The following is an 18,052-nucleotide window of genomic DNA, read 5'->3' on the forward strand; positions in this document are numbered from 1 at the left end:
ATACGATTTACTTAAGTTGACGTATACATAACAAAGAGAGTATGCAGCAGTAGCGATTGCTCTATAGTCTCAATAAAACAATAATGAACTGTAGGTACTGTCATGCACAAAAAAATTGCAGTCTTGGTCACCTATGACTTTGAGGATGCCGAATATGCTGAACCAGTAGAAGCATTTCGAGCAGCTCGGCATAGTATTATTAACCTTGAAAGTCAGGCTGGCAAAATCATTTATGGCAAAAAGCGTAAAGCTTTTGTCACCATTGACCAAAGTATCGATGATGCCTCCGTGCATGACTTCGATGCATTACTCATTCCTGGCGCTTTTTCGCCAGATAAACTGTGCCAAGATGAACGCTATATCTTATTTGTCAGGCACTTTGCAAACATGCAAAAACCCATTTTATGCAGTGCTGATGCACCCAAAATTTTAATGCATGCTGGAGTTGTGAAAGGTAGACGCATGACGTGTATCCATCACCTTCATCAAGACTTAAAAGATGCAGGTGCGGTGCTTTATGACACAGGTGTTGTGAATGACAATAATTTATACATTTCATCGCAAACCCGATATGACCTACCCGCCTTTATACAAGAAAGTTTATTGGTACTGAACCGATAAAAAAGAGCCTACTTGAGGCTCTTTTACGCATGTTTATATCAACACTTAAGCCTTAGCTCCCAAGTAGACTACGTGCGACAATTTCTTTCATAATTTCATTGGTCCCGCCGTAAATGCGTTGAATACGCGCATCGACAAAGAAACGTGAAATTGGATATTCACTCATATAGCCATAACCACCAAAGAGCTGCAGTAAATTATCTGCCACCTTCATTTGCATGTCTGTTGAAAAACTTTTTAGCGCAGCTGCGGTTTCGACATCCAGCTTACCTTGCATGTAAAGCTCAACGTTTTGATTGTAAAAAGCAGCTGTGGCTTGTTCATCAATCTTGGCTTGAGCCAAAACAAAACGTGTATTTTGGAACTGCGAAATATGTTGACCAAAGGCTTGACGCTCTTTGACGTATTGGATAGTGACATCTATCGAACCGCGAATTGCCCCTATAGCCGTTGCTGCAATTGCTGTACGCTCTCGTGGTAGCTCTTGCATCAAATAAGCAAAACCTTGACCTGCTTGTCCCAATAATTGATCTTTCGGGACTTTCACATTGTCATAAAACAGCTCAGAAGTGTCTTGCGAATGTAACCCAATTTTGTCGAGGTTGGTGCCTTTTTTAAATCCGTCTAAGTGGGTATCGACTAACATCAGTGAAACACCCTTTGCGCGGGCTTGCGGATCAGTTTTTACTGCCAAGACCACAAGGTCGGCATGCTGCCCATTTGAAATAAAGGTTTTAGAGCCATTTAAATTATAATGCTCACCTTGCAAAATAGCATTACTTCGCATGGCTTGTAAGTCTGAACCCGCACCCGGTTCCGTCATCCCAATCGCACCGACCACTTCACCTGACACCATTTTCGGTAACCAGTACTGCTTCTGTGCTTCAGTTCCGATATGCAAAATATAAGGCGCAGCAATTTCAGAGTGACAAGAAATTCCTGTCGATAAAGCACTAAAACCTGCACGTGCCGACTCTTCCACTAACATGAGTGAATAATGCGTTGGAACACCGTAACCACCGTATTCCTCTGGAACATCGACACATAAGAAGCCATTTTCACCCAAGGCATTCCAGACTGAGCGCGGCATTAAGCCTTCTCGTTCCCACTGTTCATAGTGTGGCGCAATGTGTTCATTCATAAAACGGCGAAAGTTATCGCGAAATAGTTCTAGGTCTGCATCGTAATTCAACATGTTTCTTCCTTGTAGTGACGTTGTTTTATTATTCAGTCCACATGCTAGCCATTTTTAACGCAACTGTCATAACCGCATCAGGCCATTTTTTTATGCCAATAAAAAAGGAAGCCCTTAGGCTTCCTGTTTAAGATGAGCTGAAATTATGCGTGAGCATTTTCTTCAACAGCCATTTGGCGGTCTACTTCATCTGGATTTGCTAGTGCAAAATGTAATTTCTCTTGGTCTAACTGACCGACCCATTTCGCAACAACAATCGTTGCCAATGAGTTACCCACCAAGTTGGTTAAGGCACGTGCTTCAGACATGAAACGGTCAATACCTAAGATGAGTGCAAGACCCGCCACTGGAATATGACCAACGGCTGACAAAGTCGCTGCCATCACAATAAAACCCGAACCTGTTACACCTGCAGCACCTTTCGATGAAATCAATAACACACCCAATAAAGTCACTTGGTGCATAAGATCCAGCTGAGTATTGGTCGCTTGTGCAATGAAGATTGCTGCCATTGTCAGGTAGATTGAGGTACCGTCTAAGTTAAATGAATAACCTGTTGGAATAACCAAACCAACCACTGACTTTTCACAACCCGCAATTTCAAGCTTTTTCAGCATACGCGGTAAAACCGATTCTGAAGATGACGTACCCAGTACGATCAACAACTCTTCGCGAATCATACGAATCATTTTCAAAATACTAAAGCCACAAACACGTGAAATAGTGCCTAGAACCAAGAAAATGAAAAGTAAACAAGTAATGTAGAAACAAATAATCAACTGAGCAAGTTGCGCCAAGCTACCAATACCATATTTACCGATGGTATATGCCATTGCACCAAAAGCACCAATTGGAGCAAGTTTCATGATCATGTTTACAATGTTAAAGAACACATGAGAAATTTGATCGATGAACTTCAGTACAGGTTTACCTGCATCACCCAACTTATGTAATGCAAAACCAAACATCAAGGCAAAAAGTAGCACTTGCAGGATTTCACCTTCAGCAAATGCTCCAACAACCGTATTTGGAATGATATGCATAAAAAAGTCGACAGTGGTTTGCTGCTGACCCGACTCAACAAACTTTGAGATCCCAGAGGTATCTAGTGTTGAAGGATCAACATTCATGCCCACACCTGGCTTCCAGATGTTAATGACCAGTAAACCGATCAATAGTGCAATAGTCGATACAATTTCAAAGTAAAGTAGCGCAACACCGCCTGTCTTACCCACAGACTTCATACTTTCCATACCCGCGATACCACTCACGACGGTACAGAAAATTACTGGCGCAATAATCATCTTGATCAGCTTAATAAAGCCTTGACCTAGAGGATAAAAAAGCTCGCCCCAGCCGGGTACATATTTTTCAACGCCATTGATAACTTGCGTACCACTAGGGAAAAAATGTCCTACTAAGATACCCGCAATAATCGCGACAATAACTTGAAAATATAGTGACTTATAGATTGGTTTCTTAGTCATAACGAATACTTCTGTAAATCAAAAGACTGAAAAAATCGGTATACCTATACTTCCTCATAGGTAGTTGGCTTTCTGATAAACACAAAAAAGCCCACAGTTTGGACCGCATCCAAACACCGGGTAAAAAAATCATAGTGTACAAACAACAGCACTGTGACAAAAATCACAGTTCATTCATATTTACTGCAATGGGAGAGACTAAAAACTAGCGAGTCACAATTATTGGGTAAATTTTACCTAACATTCTTTAATCAAAGTAAACTGATTTCAATCATAATGTATAAAATCTAAACAATATGACTCATACTTTAGTCTAATGGTGAAAAATTTATTTAAAATTAAAAGTGCTGTTTTTTTTGATTGTTCCACTAAAATAGCACAACACAGCCTTCACTTACTTTGGTTTTTCCATGAACAACAAAAGAAATATTTATAAAGATGCTGAGCACCCTTTTGCCCAGTTTGTTCGCATTATTGGCAAAGGGAAAAATGGTGCGCGCTCACTCAGTTATGAAGAAGCTTACCAAGCTTTTGATATGATCTTGAAAAATCAAGTGTTAGATGTACAGCTCGGTGCATTTCTGATGCTACTACGAGTTAAGGAAGAGTCTGTAGATGAACTGGCAGGCTTTGTTCAAGCCACACGAGATCAACTGCCGTTTACGCCTTTAGAGGTCGATTTAGACTGGTCTTCTTATGCAGGCAAGCGTAAACACTATCCATGGTTTCTCTTAGCGGTACTGACTTTAGCTAAAGCAGGTTATAAGATCGTGATGCACGGTGCATCAGGTCATACCATTAACCGTATTTATACTGAACAGGTATTGGAATATCTCGATTTTAATATTTGCCAAACTCAAGCAGATGTGGAACAGGAATTATCGTCGCGTAATTTTGCATATTTACCGCTGCACGCCATCTCCCCAATTTTAAGTGACTTAATTTCCCTACGAAATGTTATGGGCCTTCGCTCACCCATTCATACCCTTGCGCGCCTGATCAATCCTTTTAATGCCAAAGCAACCCTGCAAGCTATTTTCCACCCTGCTTATCGTAGTTCGCATCAGCAAGCGGCATTTAAACTGGGCTATCAAAATAGTGCAGTCATTAAAGGTGAAGGCGGTGAATTTGAACGTAACCCAGATGCCAAAACACTGATCTGCGGCATTAAAAATGGTGAACTCTACGAACATGAGCTACCCAAACTGACCGACAACCGAAGCCCAATTGAAGAAGAGTTAGATTTGGCTGAGTTCAAAGCAGTTTGGCTGGGTGAAAAACAGCATGAGTATGGTGAAATGGCAGTGACTGAAACTATTGGCATTGCACTATATACCATGGGGGTCTGCGATACATATAACGATGCCATGCAACAGGCCAAGCAGCTTTGGCACACTCGTTTCTAAGCATAAAGGACAAACAAAAGCGTGAACGTTATTCGTCACGCTTTTCGATCCAGTAAAAGTCGGCCCAGTAAGGATAATGCTTTCCTGAAGAATGAATATTTCTGAGTATCAACTGATCATCAATATGGACCTCAATTTTTTGGGATTAATAAGTACCAGATAAATAAACATTTTTTATTGTCCAATGAGGTTTGAACAATAGAGTTGATGACTTTTTATCTTTTTTGATACTTAGCCTGCATGGGCGTTATAGATGTTTATCCCAATCAATAACATCGGATAACCATCATTTTTCATTGATGTGTATTGTGTGACGGCATTTTGAAAATTTTGACTCGGTAACACAGAAACATCTAATAAACATTCAATTTTTCTTGCATCAGTTGCTGTCTCAGCAAATATAGCTAAATTCTAAAAACACTAGCACATGGAAACATCTGTAAAACCTCATTTCCTATGGTTTTAGGTGTGATAATAAATTAAGTATTCAGCTATACATTGATCGAAATTGCAGTAATGAAGAATAAACTGAGTCGAGTGAGCTTTATTATTTTATAAGCATAAGGATTGAAAAAGTTTGAAGGTTATTCTTTTAAATTGAGTTGTTGAATCACCAAGCATCTCTTGCTAAGCGATTCAACGTCTTTTTAATCAATTAAATAAAGCGAATAGGTTTAAATTCTGGTTCAGGAACATGAGAATCACACTCCTCACCTTCCTCTTTGTGCCCTTTATCGATATAGCCAGTACGTTCTTTTTCAGGAGTATTCTGATGCTCCCAAGCAATAACGGCTTGCATACAAGTTTGACGTTGTTCAGCAGTCAACGCAACGCCATTTGGCCATTTACCAATTTCTACAGCTGTTTTTAAACGCTCAACAATATCAGCATCTAAAATAGAAAGCATCTGTTCAATATTCATGATTTAATCCTGTTGAAAAGAGTCAAAATCTTGGTTCCACCCAAGTTTAGTTCGGCATGACATATAAAAATCATAACCCGGTGGATGTAATAAATTCAGTTTAAAGGGGTGCTTACGAATATGTAAGCTGTCTCCCACATTGAGCGAAACACTGTGTTGACCATCGGCACTGACCATCGGCAAGACACGGTTTTCACGAATCAGAAGCTTAATTTCACTGTGTCCACCCACCACAATCGGGCGTGAAGACAAGGTATGCGGATGCATCGGTACCAAAGCAATCGCATCCATCCCCGGATGCACGATTGGGCCACCACCTGACAACGAATAGGCTGTTGAACCCGTAGGCGTCGATACAATCAAACCATCACTGTGTTGACGGTAGACATATTGACCATCGATATTCAGTTCGAAGTCAATCATATGCACCGACTTGCCCGAGTGTAGTACCACATCGTTTAGCGCAATCGCATCATAAATCGTCTCGCCCTTTGAGCGAATTTCCATTTCCAATAAGAAACGACGATCTAACTGAAACTCACCTTTTAAAACTTGATCGAGCTTAAAAATCACTTCAGTCGGCTTAATATCGGTTAAAAAACCCAAACGCCCTCGGTTTACACCCATTACAGGAGTATTGAATTTGACCAAGGCACGTGCAGCATGCAGAAGTGAGCCATCCCCGCCCACCACAATCACCAAATCGACCACTTCACCCAGAAGTGCACGACTCACCGTTTGTGTATTTTTATAAGGAACCAGTTCAGCGGTTTGCGCATCAAAAACGGGATGTAACCCTAAGCTGAGTAGATGATCATGAATAAGACATAAGGTTTCGACAACTGAAGACTTATCTGGACGTCCAATTAAGCCTATGTTTCGAAATGTTTTATGTGAAATTTGCACCTGCAACATCGCTCCGCTACGATTCCCGCCTATCATAACATTATTTATTTAAATTGATTCAAAAACTAAAGTGACTGCTGCTACACACGGAATTGTCTCTATATTTCAGTTTGTTCACAGTTTAATTATTGCAAATTAGCGAAAAGCTTCGCATGATTAGCACAATTTCTCAGGATCTTATTCGTATTTATGAAGTCAGAACGTGGCATAGGTTTAATTGCACTGATCTTCTGCATCTTAGTCATTGCAGCATTCTTGGTGTTTAGTATTTATTTAATAAGACTCGACTCCGTTGTACGTGACAAGTTTGAAGGCAAGCGCTGGGACATTCCTGCGAAGGTATTCGCACGCCCACTCGAAGTGTATACCAATGCCCCTGTCAATCAGGCTGACTTCACTCAAGAGTTAAAACTTTTGGGCTATAAGTCCTCGGAAAACTATACCAAATCAGGGAACTTTGTCAGTTCTGGCAATGAGCTATATGTACACACTCGTGGCTTTGACTTCGGTGATAGTGTAGAGCCTGAACAAGTGCTTAAAGTTACCTTTGCTAATGAGCAAGTGGCTGAAGTCAGTGCAACTAAACCCTCATCTACAGGGATTGCACGTTTAGAGCCGATGCTGATTGGCGGGATTTATCCGCAGCATAATGAAGACCGTGTCCTAATTAAACTCGACAAAGTCCCTAAGCCCTTAATTGAAGCTTTAATTGCAACAGAAGATCGTAATTTCTATAGTCACCACGGCGTTTCAATTCGTGGTACGGCACGTGCGATTGTGAGTAATGTCACGGGTGGAAAACGTCAAGGTGGTTCAACACTGACCCAACAGTTGGTGAAAAACTTCTATCTCACCCCTGAAAAAACCATTAAGCGTAAAGTCAATGAAGCATTTATGGCTTTATTGGTCGAGTTTCACTATGACAAAGATGAAATTTTAGAAGCCTATCTCAATGAAGTGAACCTCGGTCAAAATGGCAACTATTCTATTAATGGCTATGGTTTAGCTTCGCAGTTTTACTTCGGCATGCCTTTGCGTGAGCTAAATATTGCGCAACAAGCTTATTTGGTGGGTCTAGTACAAGGTCCAACCTTATATAACCCTTGGCGTAACCCAGAAGCTGCGAAAAAGCGCCGTAATATTGTTTTAAACAATATGTTGGTCATGGGCTATCTGACCCAAGAACAATATGAAACTGAAACAGCTCGCCCTTTAAATGTGATTGCCAAACCAACTCTCGGCCCTTCACGTTTCCCAGATTTCTTAGACATTGTACGCCGTCAGTTACGTACCGAATACCAAGAAGGTGATTTGACCAACCAAGGTCTACGCATCTTTACAACGCTCGATCCAATTGCCCAAACCAAAATTCAAGATGCGTTTAAATCGACTGTTAGTCGCTTAAGCCGTGGCTCAAGCCGTCTGAAAGAGCTGCAAGGTGCGGTATTGGTTGCGCATCCTGAAAATGGTGAATTGGTTGCAGCGGTTGGTTCAACCCAAGACTTTACGGGTTTTAACCGTGCACTCGATGCCAAACGTCAAGTCGGTTCACTACTTAAACCTGTGATTTACCTCAGTGCGATTCAATCGGGACGTTACAACTGGGCCAGCCCAATTGAAGATAGCAGTATTAGTATTCAATCCAATGGTAAAGCATGGACACCCAAGAACTATAGCGGTGGCGAACATGGCGTTGTGCCGATGGTACAGGCACTGTCTAATTCATATAACTTGTCAGCAGTTCGCCTTGGTCAAGAGTTTGGTTTATCGACGTTTAGTAACCACCTAAAACGTTTTGGTGTGACCAGTAATATTCCAACCTATCCATCCATTTTCTTGGGTGCGGTGGACATGTCTCCGATGGAAATGCTCAGCATTTATGGCAACTTTGCCACAGGCGGTTTTAAGTATCCGACTAAATCCATTCGTACTGTTGTCGATCAAAATGGTCGCTTGCTGACCCGTTATGGTTTAAATGTCCAACAAACCATTGACCCTGCTTCTGCCTATGTCCTGAACTATGGTCTACAACAAGTGATGACCTCAGGTACAGGTCGTTCAGCTTATAACACTCTACCAAACTCACTTCAGCTTGCAGGCAAATCTGGAACCACCAATGACACCCGTGACTCATGGTTTGCAGGTTACTCGGGCAATTATGTTTCTGTGGTTTGGCTAGGTTTAGATGACAATAAACAAACTGGCTTAACAGGTTCTTCAGGTGCGTTGCCAGTGTGGACAAGTGTAATGAGCCAGCTGCGTCAAAAACCAGTCAACTTACGCCAACCGGATGATGTGCAATGGCATTGGATTGATCGTGGCACGGGTTATCTTGCCGCTCAAGGTTGTGAGGGTGCAATGTATATTCCCCTGTTGCGAAACACCGTACCACGCAAAGCAACCACATGTGGCTTACCGCATTATCAAGTTGAACCCACTTACAATCCTGAAACAGATGGTTACCAAGCTACACCTGAACAAGGCGACAGCATAGACAACTATATTCGTGAAAGTGAATCGAACATGCAGCGAAACTTAGAAGATGAGACGCAAGTCATTTCGAGTGGTAGCTATCAACCTGAATAAATAGGACGGATTTAAATTTTGATGTGGTTTAAACGTTTAAGTATCTTAGCAACCATCGTGGCTGTGGCAGGCTGTCAAAGCCTCCCACAGCCAGCTGAAAAAAAGATACCTGAAAAGGCGACACAGTCGGATAAAGAGCAGAAAACACCTTCAGGGGTCAAAATTCATCCTTATGATCGCGAAGAAATTCAACGTCAGAAGATTGTGATTCCTGAGCAGAAAAGCAAACAACAGTTTGATGATGGGCGACAGCTTCCTGCTTTTAAAAGTCTGATGCAAAAAACACAAACGGCCTATCGCCAAGGCCAGTGGAGTCAAGCACAAAGCTACGCCATGCAAGCACAGCGTTTAGCACCACAGTCGAGTGAGACCTTTTTGTATTTGGCTTTAATTGCTAATCAACAAAAACAACCTGCAAATGCGGAATCGCTTGCACGTCGCGGCTTGAGTTATGCTCAAAGCAATGCCATGAAAAAGCAGCTTTGGAGCATTATCTTAAAAGCAGGTCAAATGCAGAAGAATCAGAAAACCATTCAACAAGCCCAAACAGCAATCAAAAGTCTGTCTTAAAAGCACGCTCCGTTAGATGGAGCGCTGCCCTGCTATACCATAAGCACCATAACTTTGTGCTTTGGCTAAATCGGCTAACTGTAAGCCGCCGAGAGCAAAAATTGGGATATGAATCTCTTCTGCAATCAAACTGAACTGTTGCCAACCCAAAGTTTCACTATTGGGGTGGCTGAGTGTTTCAAGTACAGGGCTGAGTAAAAGAGCATCACAGCCAATTTCTTGTGCATGTTCAGCACTGCTACGGTCATGACAGGCCGCTATATAACGCTGCCCAACGTTCAACTCCCCTTTACTCAATTGCATCAGTTGAGATTGTTTCAGGTGTATGGCCGCAACTGCCTGCTGTTGTAGTGGATTTAAACCTTTCCATAGTTCTATATTGACAATCACCCGTGCCAATTGTTCTACACTCAGTTCTGCAATTTTTAAAATATGTTCAGGACTGGCAGGCACTCGCCAATACAGCACTTGTTGTTCAGGCAAATCCTTTAACACATCGATTTGATCTGAAATTTTAATCACGGGTGCAGCATAAAGTCGCTTCAAAATGGCCTGATTGGCTTTTGGAAAGTTAAGGTCTTGTAATTCGGCACGCTTGAACCACGCCCATGGTGAGTGAATGTCTGCCAATAGATGATTTGATACCACAGCATGAAATAAATGCAAATTGACAATCACATCGTCATATTCAAACTGAATACAGTCAAAAGCATGCCAATCTTGTATATCAATTCCAACCTCTTCTAACACTTCACGGCGACAAGCTTGCTCAGGCGTTTCACCTGCTTCCACCTTCCCCCCAGGAAATTCGTGCTTATTGCCCTGATGCTGTTCCGCCTGGCGCCAGCCCACCAAAACTTTGCCTTGATGTAAAAGGATGGCTATAGCAACTTGAACCAAAGGTTTTGACATAATCAGATTCCATTTCAGATGTGTAGTGTATTGAGTGATTGCATGTAACGATATTGAAGTTTTTTATATTTTCAGCGAGAAAATGTTGACAGCCTCATTCGATAATGATTATCATTTAAATCGTTCAACATACACCACGGAGTCGCCAGAATGAACGCACCATTTAGCTTATTTACTCGTAACGAAACAGCCCATTCACTACCAATGCTACACTCAAACAACTTATTTGCCCTAGGCCGTGAAATTCGCATTATGCATGCTGGAGAAGAGTATCGTCTACGACTCACTCGCAATAATCGACTCATTCTTACCAAATAAGAACTATAAAAACCCAATAACAATAATCGTGGAAACAAGCAGTATGTCAGCGCGTACTGCTTTTTAATGTCTTTAAGTTTGATCATTTATGCTGTTTTTATCACAGATCACAATCTGCACATCTAAGGCTCAACCCTATTTAACAGCAGCTCCACTTTTAAACCGCCTAAGTCGGATGAACTAAATAACAACTGCCCTGCGTGTAAATCGACAATCTTCTGACAAATCGATAAACCCAAGCCTGAACCTTGTGTTTTTGTACCTAAAGCCCGATAGAAGCGCTCACCCAAACGCTGGATAATCGTAGCATCGACCCCATGTCCACTATTTTCAATCCTCAGTCTGAGCTGCTGTTTTTCGATCGTGAGATTGACAAAAACTTGTGCCTGCTCGGGGCTATAGCGAATGGCATTGTCGAGCAAATTGCGAAGTGCGCTAAATAAGAGCTGCTCATTGGCCAATACATAAACCTGCTCTGCAAGCACCACGTTAATTTTAATCTGTTTTGAGTCCGCAAACGGCTGTAGAGCTTTAATCACATCCTGCATTAGCAGACTGAAGTCAAACTTAGTCTTCGCCAAACTTTCCTTTTGCTCAGGGTCTAGACGTGCCAGCAACAACAAATTATCCAACACCTGTACCCCACGACTGACATCTTGTTGGATCGGTTTGAACTCACTTTCAAGTTCAGGAAACTTGCGCTTGAGCACCTGAAGTCGCATTTGTATCGCAGACAGTGGAGAACGTAGCTCATGTGAAGCATCCGCGGTAAAGCGCTGCTCTGCCACTAAAGCTTGGTCTAAACGCGCCAATAAGGCATTCAGCTGTAATAGCATCGGTTGCAACTCAATCAGCTCAGGTTCTGGCATAGAAATAGGTGCTAAATCATTAACTGATTTATTTGAAATCTGCTCTGAAACTTGGTGTATCACCCGAAATTTACGTCGAATAGCGAAATGCATCAACAACCACTGAACACACCAGACTAAAAACAACACACCGCTGAAAACTAGGATGCTTTGCCAAAAGGCTTGGAAACGTTCGGACATCGACTGGGTCACTTGAACCTGTAAACCGTGATTATCCTGCGCAGTATAAATACGCCACAGTTTCTGCTCTGACCAATAAAAACCATAAGGTGCATCTGAAACCAAACTCAAATGATCAACAGTAATTTTTTCAGGTACATCTTCGGATGCAGTCAAAAGTTGCTGTGCATTATCGAGTCGATAGCGAATATCAAACTCATCACTAAGCTCTGCCAAAGCTTGACCATTGCTGACCGTTAAATCATCTGCCAGCAACATATCGGCCATTTCATCCATAATTTCATCTTGCATAGACATGGTCTGATAAACCGACACCCCAATAAACATCAGCAATGCCAAAAGCCCCGCCAGTATCGAACTGAGGAGCGAACTTTTCACAAGCTGACGCTGGAGTGAAATTGGCTGAGCCATTATATGTCCTGATTCATTCTGTAGCCCAAACCACGAATGGTTTTAATACAGTGGCTACCGAGTTTTTTTCTCAATTGATAAATAAAAACCTCGATCGCATTGCTTTCGATTTCATCGCCCCATGCATAAAGACTTTCCTCAAGTTGTTCCCGCGTAACGACATATTCGGGCTTGAGCATCAATTTATGCAAAATTTGAAACTCTTTGGCGGTTAAATTAACAGCTTGACCATTTTGAGTCACACTTTTGGCCTGTGGGTCGAGTTGGATATTGGCATAGCTCAATACCTGCGAGCTACTATGCTGTTGCTGTCGAAGTTGTAAACGAATTCGAGCGGATAATTCCTCTAGACTAAAAGGTTTGATCAAATAATCATTGGCGCCCAAGTCTAGCCCTTCGACTCGATCTCGAATACTGTCACGTGCTGTTAAAAAAATCACAGGAGTCGATAGGTTCTTGCCACGGACTTTCAGCAAAATGTCATCACCTGTGGCATGTGGCAAACCACGATCTAAAAGCACACAGTCATACTGATGCTGTTCAATGGCTAAAATGGCATGGTCGCCCCGTTCCACCCAGTCGACACTGTAGCCATCCATTTCAAGCCAAGTTTTAATACTCTCAGCTTGAGAGGCATCATCTTCTGCTAATAATATCCGCACTGCTTAACCTGCCTAATCACTATTGTTTAGATCATGCCGTGAAATGGCTCAAAATACAAAAAACCACAGGGCTAATATCCATTCAAAGCCCTGTGGTTTTTTTAAGAATGCCCAATCAAAATTGAATTGAACTTGGGCAAGTGTGTTTAGAATTTCACTTGATCTACGTCAATTTCAACGCGTTTTGCTGGTTTGTAGTCAATATCTACTTCACCGATAATGGTTACAGGTATTTTAGCCGAAATTGCTTTGCCACCCCATAACTCATCATCAATGTCGACAGTAATTGAACCAGTTTGGTCACGGAATTCATACTTCTCATCCCCAATGGCTTTGACCACATAACCTTTTAACTGGACGTGACTGTCATCTTTTAATGTTAGCGCATGCTTAACCGTAGTTGGTGTTGAAGCAGCAACTGCCGCTTGGTTCACTGCGGTGTTTGCTACAGCGACAGTGGTTGAACCAATAACACCAGTAACTAATAACGCTTTCATCATCATATTCATATCCAGTACCTCTATTTAATTGTTCATCTATTTGATGAAGTGATTAAACCAAAACTAGATGAGTTGAATCTTAAGAAAGCTTCAAGTAACGCATTAAACGCTTAGTTGAGTGGGACAACACGTAACACTTCTTCTAGTGTCGTGACGCCTTCTAAAACTTTACGTGCACCCGCAATTCTTAAAGGCTCAATGCCTTCTTTTTTGGCTTGTTGACGCAGTGCAGTCAAGTCACCATTGGCACCAATCAGTTGCTTGGCCTCTAAACTCACAGGCATAAACTCATAAATACCGACTCGTCCTTTATAGCCCGTTTGCCGACACTCTTCACATCCTACTGCGGTAAAGACTTTTTCAGGCATCTCCATAATGTAATCAAAAGTCAGATGCTCCCATTCTTGGCTGTTGATTTGCTTTTCAACTTTACAATGTGGACATAAGCGGCGTACGAGACGCTGTGCCAATACCCCTAAAATGGTTGCCGCGGTTAAGAACGGCTGTACGCCTAAATCATGCAAACGCGTCAGACTGGAAGGTGCATCATTGGTGTGCAGAGTTGACAGCACTAAATGTCCTGTAAGTGCTGCTTGAATCGCCATATTGGCCGTATCATGATCACGAATCTCACCGACCATAATAATGTCAGGGTCTTGACGCATCAGCGCACGAACACCATCAGCAAAACCAAGATCAATGCCTGTATTCACCTGCATTTGGTTAAAACTCGGCTCTAACATTTCAATCGGGTCTTCAATGGTACAGACGTTCACTTGTTCGGTAGCCAATTGTTTCAAAGAAGAATAAAGCGTGGTGGTTTTACCTGAACCCGTTGGCCCTGTCACTAAAATAATGCCGTGACTATGCGAAGTCAGTGCTTGCCAATCACTGAGCAAATGCCCTTCAAAACCCAACTGCTGAAAGCTACGCACTAAAACTTCAGGGTCAAAAATACGCATCACCAACTTTTCACCAAAAGCAGTCGGTAAAGTCGAAAGACGCAGTTCTGTTTCTTGCCCTTTCGGTGTCCGTGTTTTTAAACGTCCATCTTGTGGTTTACGTTTCTCTGCCACATTCATTCGACCTAAAATTTTAATCCGCGAAATCACTGCGGTTAAAGTATTGGCAGGCATGTTATAAATGGTATGCAGCACTCCATCAATACGGAAACGCACTTTGCCGTTGTCTTTACGTGGTTCTAAGTGAATATCACTGGCACCTTGCTCAAAAGCAAACTGTAAAACCCAGTCGACTAATTTAACAATGTGTTGGTCATTGGCATCAGGGTTTTGACTATCCCCCAACTGTAAAAGTGCTTCAACACCTTTATTATCTCGCTCGTAACTCCCAGACTTCTGTGAATTACTGACGGCGCGACTCACTTGATAATACTCGACCATATAGCGCTGTAATTGTTCAGGGCTGAGTAATACACGCTGGATTTTTTTCGGTGCAACATTGTGCTCCAAATTTGCGATCCAATCTTTCATATACGGCTGATCTGTTGCAATCAACACTTGATTGGCCTGAACTTCAACTGCCAAGATTTTATTGCGGAAGGCGAATTCTTGAGACATCACCGAAGTCAAAGCTTGCACATCGGCTTTGAGTGGATCAATCACATAAAACGGTAATTGGGTCTTTTCGGCTAACCATTGACACAGCCGATTTAATGTCAGTCTTGACTGTGGATGCGACTGATCTACCAGATTAAAATGAGCAATCCACTGTAATGGATGCCACTTCAATTGATCGCGTTGACGGTGCGAGGTTTGTACTAGATTTTTTTCTTTTTCAGTAATTCGCCCATCTTTAAACAGTTGATCTAAGCACCAAGTGGTATCAATTTCAAAATTAAAATTCATTGTTATACGTCCCCAAACATAACCTCACTATAGCAAGATTTTCTGTATTCATTCGCACAAAGCATAAGCAAATCCTACAAATATCGAGAAGTAGCCAAGCTCATCAATATAATCACGAATTTACTCACAAATCTTGCTCTTTTAACTTGAATCCACCTTCAGCATTCGCCTATATTTTAGACAAGTCATTAGATTTTGTGAGATAGGCTTGGACTTCAGCATAGTTTCCATCAACAACTTAGCGTTATCTGAGGTCCTCATCACCTTGGCTTCAGCATTAGGCTGTGGCCTATTGATTGGTTTAGAACGTGAACGAAGTAAACAACGTGAAAACCAACAGAGCTTTGCAGGACTACGCTCCTTTGCCATTTGTGCACTCCTCGGTGCTATTTGTTTTTTATTTGGTGTCAGTATCGGTATTGTCGGTGCGCTGATCATCGGCGGCATAGTTATATTCTCAATGAAAAACCAAACAGAAGATTTGGGTTCAACCACTGAACTTGCCTTTGTCATGACTTATTTTATCGGGGCGATGTGCTTATGGAATACACCTCTAGCAGCAGGTTTAGCCGTGCTCCTGACCATTATTTTAATGACCAAACATCCGATGCACAGCATTGCGGGGAAATGGATTACTGAGGCTGAGTTTAAAGACGGTATCTTTCTCCTAGCGCTGATTTTAATTGCTTTGCCCTTAACGCCGAATACGCCTTTATGGGGTGCTGTGCTGAATCCCTATATTATTTTAAAATTAGTTACACTTATTCTTGGTGTTCAAGCGCTTGCACATATTGCCAAACGACTGCTGAACACTAAAAATGCCATGATTTTATCGGCAATCGCCTCAGGTTTTGTATCCAGTACCGCGACTGTTGTCAGCTTAGGCATGGAAGTACGTGCAGGTCGAGCACTTGCCAAACCCAATGCAGGTGCAGCGCTCATGTCCTGTATTGCGACTTTGTTGCAACTACTAATTATAGTCGCAGGTGTGAGTATACTTTGGCTCAAAACTATACTGCTGCCGACGCTTGTGGCAAGTGTCCTTTTAGGGATCTGTGCTTATGCGTTGGTACGATCTGCCCCTGCACAAGAACAATATCAACCCACTGATTCACGCATGTTTAGCTTAAAAGAGGCTGGCATTATTGCCCTGACTTTGACGTTCATCCAAGCGGGTGTGTATGGACTTAACCTTTGGCTGGGAGATGCAGGTTTAATCGCTGGGACTTTACTGGCTTCTTTGTTTGAGATTCATGCAGCGATGGCAACAGTGGTCATGCAAGGGGCACCGACAGACACGGCAGCAATGTCTGCATTTATCTTAGGTTTAGCTGCACACGCTGTTGCCAAATCCGTTAATGCCGCCTTAACAGGTGGTAAGCAATACTTTATTACTTTTGCCCCGATTCAGATTTTGCATATGGTGGTTTTGATTGGGCTACTTTGGTGGACGATTTATTAATTCGATTTAAATAATTAATTTTTTATTTTCATCATATTAATCTATAATCAGCCCGCTTCATTTTTAAACAATAACTTTATTAATAATATATTTTTGAATCGGGATCTTTATGAAATTTAAAATATTATCGCTTGCAGTTTTTAGTGCATTAATGCTTAGCGCGTGTGGTGGCGGAAGTTCTGAGAGTTCTAACAATACCAGTACTAGCAATAACTCAACATCCAGTAATTCTTCAAATAATAACTCTAATAATACAAATACAGCCCAACAATGGGAAACTGTTCGTATTGATTATTGGTATGACTCACATACTCAAGCTGTTGATTTTGGCGTGCTAAATACAAAAATTACGCTGGCTGATGGCAAAGCTTATGCTACTTTCGATGCAGATGATGATACAAATGAAATTTACTTAACTGAACAAGGCGAGTATCAAACATTCGGCCCTACCAATAGCTATGGCGCTTTAATTGGCCAAATGACCTTCATCAATAATCAAATCAAACTTCGGCCTTATTCCGCAATCGGATCTACAGGTTTAGAATTCACCACAACTGTGGCTCAGCGTAATATTGCTGGTGAAAGCGTACTTTCAACTGTAGACCCTGACCTGAATTGGAACTTGGACTATCCTCAATATAGCGTGAAGTATCCAGATGAAATCAATACAAAATTAAAAGCATACCAAGCATTAAAATTCCCAGCGGGTTCAACCTGTTTACAGGAAACAGAATACTCCAATAATCAGGAATATTTACTCTTATCTGAAGCAGAAGATGTATATCAACAGGACTTTAATGAATACGCAACGGCTTTTGCCAGCCAAACTGGGCAGAAATATTTTAAATACACAAAATTTAATAATGCGCTTGCCTATCATTACAGCCACGATGAAACCGAAGCACATGCTTTTAGTGGATACACTCAATATAAAGGCGCCTACTATACAAGTTCAAAAGAAACTGCTGGCGTAGAGTCCAATCTTGCAAATGATATTCAATCAGAGAAAGAGCGAATAAATCAAATGAATGTGTCTGTCGACGAGAAAACCGCTCTTTTAACTAAGGCAGATGGCTTAAATAAAGGTTGTGATTTATACAATTCAGTTGCAGCAAATTATTTAAAACAAAACCTGAAGTTTTAAATCTATTCCGAATAACTCAGTGGGTTTAAGTTT

Annotated in this window: 16 protein-coding genes and 1 pseudogene; 7 read left to right on the top strand and 10 right to left on the bottom strand. The window is 41.7% G+C overall.

Going from position 1 to position 18,052, the window contains the following annotated elements; translation table 11 throughout:
- The first annotated feature begins 102 nt into the window (after positions 1-102).
- On the top strand, positions 103-621 hold the full coding sequence (locus MN200_RS10925; RefSeq protein WP_058869969.1) for a DJ-1/PfpI family protein: 519 nt from the start codon (positions 103-105) through the stop codon (positions 619-621).
- A 52-nt stretch (positions 622-673) separates the two neighbouring features.
- On the opposite strand, the gene MN200_RS10930 is transcribed toward MN200_RS10925, so the two are convergent.
- Together MN200_RS10930 and MN200_RS10935 are read right to left on the bottom strand one after the other, a co-directional pair.
- Positions 674-1,816 (bottom strand): acyl-CoA dehydrogenase family protein, encoded by a 1,143-nt coding sequence (locus MN200_RS10930; protein ID WP_058869970.1) that lies wholly within the window; start codon positions 1,814-1,816, stop codon positions 674-676.
- A 143-nt stretch (positions 1,817-1,959) separates the two neighbouring features.
- A complete protein-coding gene (locus MN200_RS10935; RefSeq protein WP_058869971.1) occupies positions 1,960-3,303 on the bottom strand; it encodes a dicarboxylate/amino acid:cation symporter in 1,344 nt (447 codons plus the stop codon).
- Between the two features lie 410 nt (positions 3,304-3,713).
- Between MN200_RS10935 and MN200_RS10940 the strand changes: the two genes are divergently transcribed.
- Positions 3,714-4,709 (top strand): glycosyl transferase family protein, encoded by a 996-nt coding sequence (locus MN200_RS10940; RefSeq protein WP_058869972.1) that lies wholly within the window; start codon positions 3,714-3,716, stop codon positions 4,707-4,709.
- Between the two features lie 28 nt (positions 4,710-4,737).
- Here the strand turns inward: MN200_RS10940 and MN200_RS16685 are convergent.
- The 3 genes and pseudogenes from MN200_RS16685 to MN200_RS10950 form a co-directional block, all read right to left on the bottom strand.
- A pseudogene (locus MN200_RS16685) lies at positions 4,738-5,160 on the bottom strand (hypothetical protein).
- Between the two features lie 204 nt (positions 5,161-5,364).
- Complete coding sequence (locus MN200_RS10945) at positions 5,365-5,631, bottom strand: DUF1315 family protein (protein ID WP_058869973.1); 267 nt, start codon at positions 5,629-5,631, stop codon at positions 5,365-5,367.
- A gap of 3 nt (positions 5,632-5,634) precedes the next feature.
- Entirely contained in the window at positions 5,635-6,573 is a 939-nt protein-coding gene (locus MN200_RS10950; protein WP_004696112.1) for an NAD(+) kinase, read from the bottom strand.
- A gap of 153 nt (positions 6,574-6,726) precedes the next feature.
- Between MN200_RS10950 and mrcB the strand changes: the two genes are divergently transcribed.
- A complete protein-coding gene (mrcB, locus tag MN200_RS10955) occupies positions 6,727-9,123 on the top strand; it encodes a penicillin-binding protein 1B (protein ID WP_058869974.1) in 2,397 nt (798 codons plus the stop codon).
- 21 nt (positions 9,124-9,144) lie between these two features.
- Positions 9,145-9,693 (top strand): tetratricopeptide repeat protein, encoded by a 549-nt coding sequence (locus MN200_RS10960; protein ID WP_242759385.1) that lies wholly within the window; start codon positions 9,145-9,147, stop codon positions 9,691-9,693.
- Between the two features lie 12 nt (positions 9,694-9,705).
- On the opposite strand, the gene MN200_RS10965 is transcribed toward MN200_RS10960, so the two are convergent.
- Positions 9,706-10,605: an NUDIX domain-containing protein gene (locus MN200_RS10965; protein WP_062033687.1), complete on the bottom strand. Its 900-nt coding sequence runs from the start codon at positions 10,603-10,605 to the stop codon at positions 9,706-9,708.
- Positions 10,606-10,755: 150 nt separating this feature from the next.
- Here MN200_RS10965 and MN200_RS10970 point away from each other — a divergent pair, with 150 nt between their 5' ends.
- The gene (locus tag MN200_RS10970) at positions 10,756-10,923 is read left to right on the top strand and encodes a hemin uptake protein HemP (protein WP_004696105.1); all 168 of its coding nucleotides are present in this window, start codon (positions 10,756-10,758) and stop codon (positions 10,921-10,923) included.
- A gap of 122 nt (positions 10,924-11,045) precedes the next feature.
- Here MN200_RS10970 and MN200_RS10975 read toward each other — a convergent pair whose 3' ends face one another.
- The 4 genes from MN200_RS10975 to MN200_RS10990 form a co-directional block, all read right to left on the bottom strand.
- The gene (locus tag MN200_RS10975) at positions 11,046-12,383 is read right to left on the bottom strand and encodes a HAMP domain-containing sensor histidine kinase (RefSeq protein ID WP_242759386.1); all 1,338 of its coding nucleotides are present in this window, start codon (positions 12,381-12,383) and stop codon (positions 11,046-11,048) included.
- A complete protein-coding gene (locus MN200_RS10980; RefSeq protein ID WP_218288227.1) occupies positions 12,383-13,045 on the bottom strand; it encodes a response regulator transcription factor in 663 nt (220 codons plus the stop codon). Before MN200_RS10980 ends, MN200_RS10975 begins: the two co-directional genes overlap by 1 nt.
- A 146-nt stretch (positions 13,046-13,191) precedes the next feature.
- Positions 13,192-13,554: a NirD/YgiW/YdeI family stress tolerance protein gene (locus tag MN200_RS10985; protein ID WP_242759387.1), complete on the bottom strand. Its 363-nt coding sequence runs from the start codon at positions 13,552-13,554 to the stop codon at positions 13,192-13,194.
- A gap of 101 nt (positions 13,555-13,655) precedes the next feature.
- Entirely contained in the window at positions 13,656-15,413 is a 1,758-nt protein-coding gene (locus MN200_RS10990) for a GspE/PulE family protein (RefSeq protein ID WP_224468699.1), read from the bottom strand.
- A gap of 208 nt (positions 15,414-15,621) precedes the next feature.
- Here MN200_RS10990 and MN200_RS10995 point away from each other — a divergent pair, with 208 nt between their 5' ends.
- Both MN200_RS10995 and MN200_RS11000 read left to right on the top strand, forming a co-directional pair.
- Entirely contained in the window at positions 15,622-16,875 is a 1,254-nt protein-coding gene (locus MN200_RS10995) for an MgtC/SapB family protein (protein ID WP_058869979.1), read from the top strand.
- Between the two features lie 109 nt (positions 16,876-16,984).
- Positions 16,985-18,019 carry a hypothetical protein gene (locus tag MN200_RS11000; protein ID WP_227509217.1) on the top strand — a complete coding sequence of 345 codons (1,035 nt, stop codon included), beginning with the start codon at positions 16,985-16,987 and terminating at the stop codon, positions 18,017-18,019.
- Positions 18,020-18,052 lie beyond the last annotated feature (33 nt).

This window comes from Acinetobacter sp. LUNF3, from assembly GCF_022699605.1.
Classification (GTDB): Bacteria; Pseudomonadota; Gammaproteobacteria; order Pseudomonadales; family Moraxellaceae; genus Acinetobacter; species Acinetobacter johnsonii.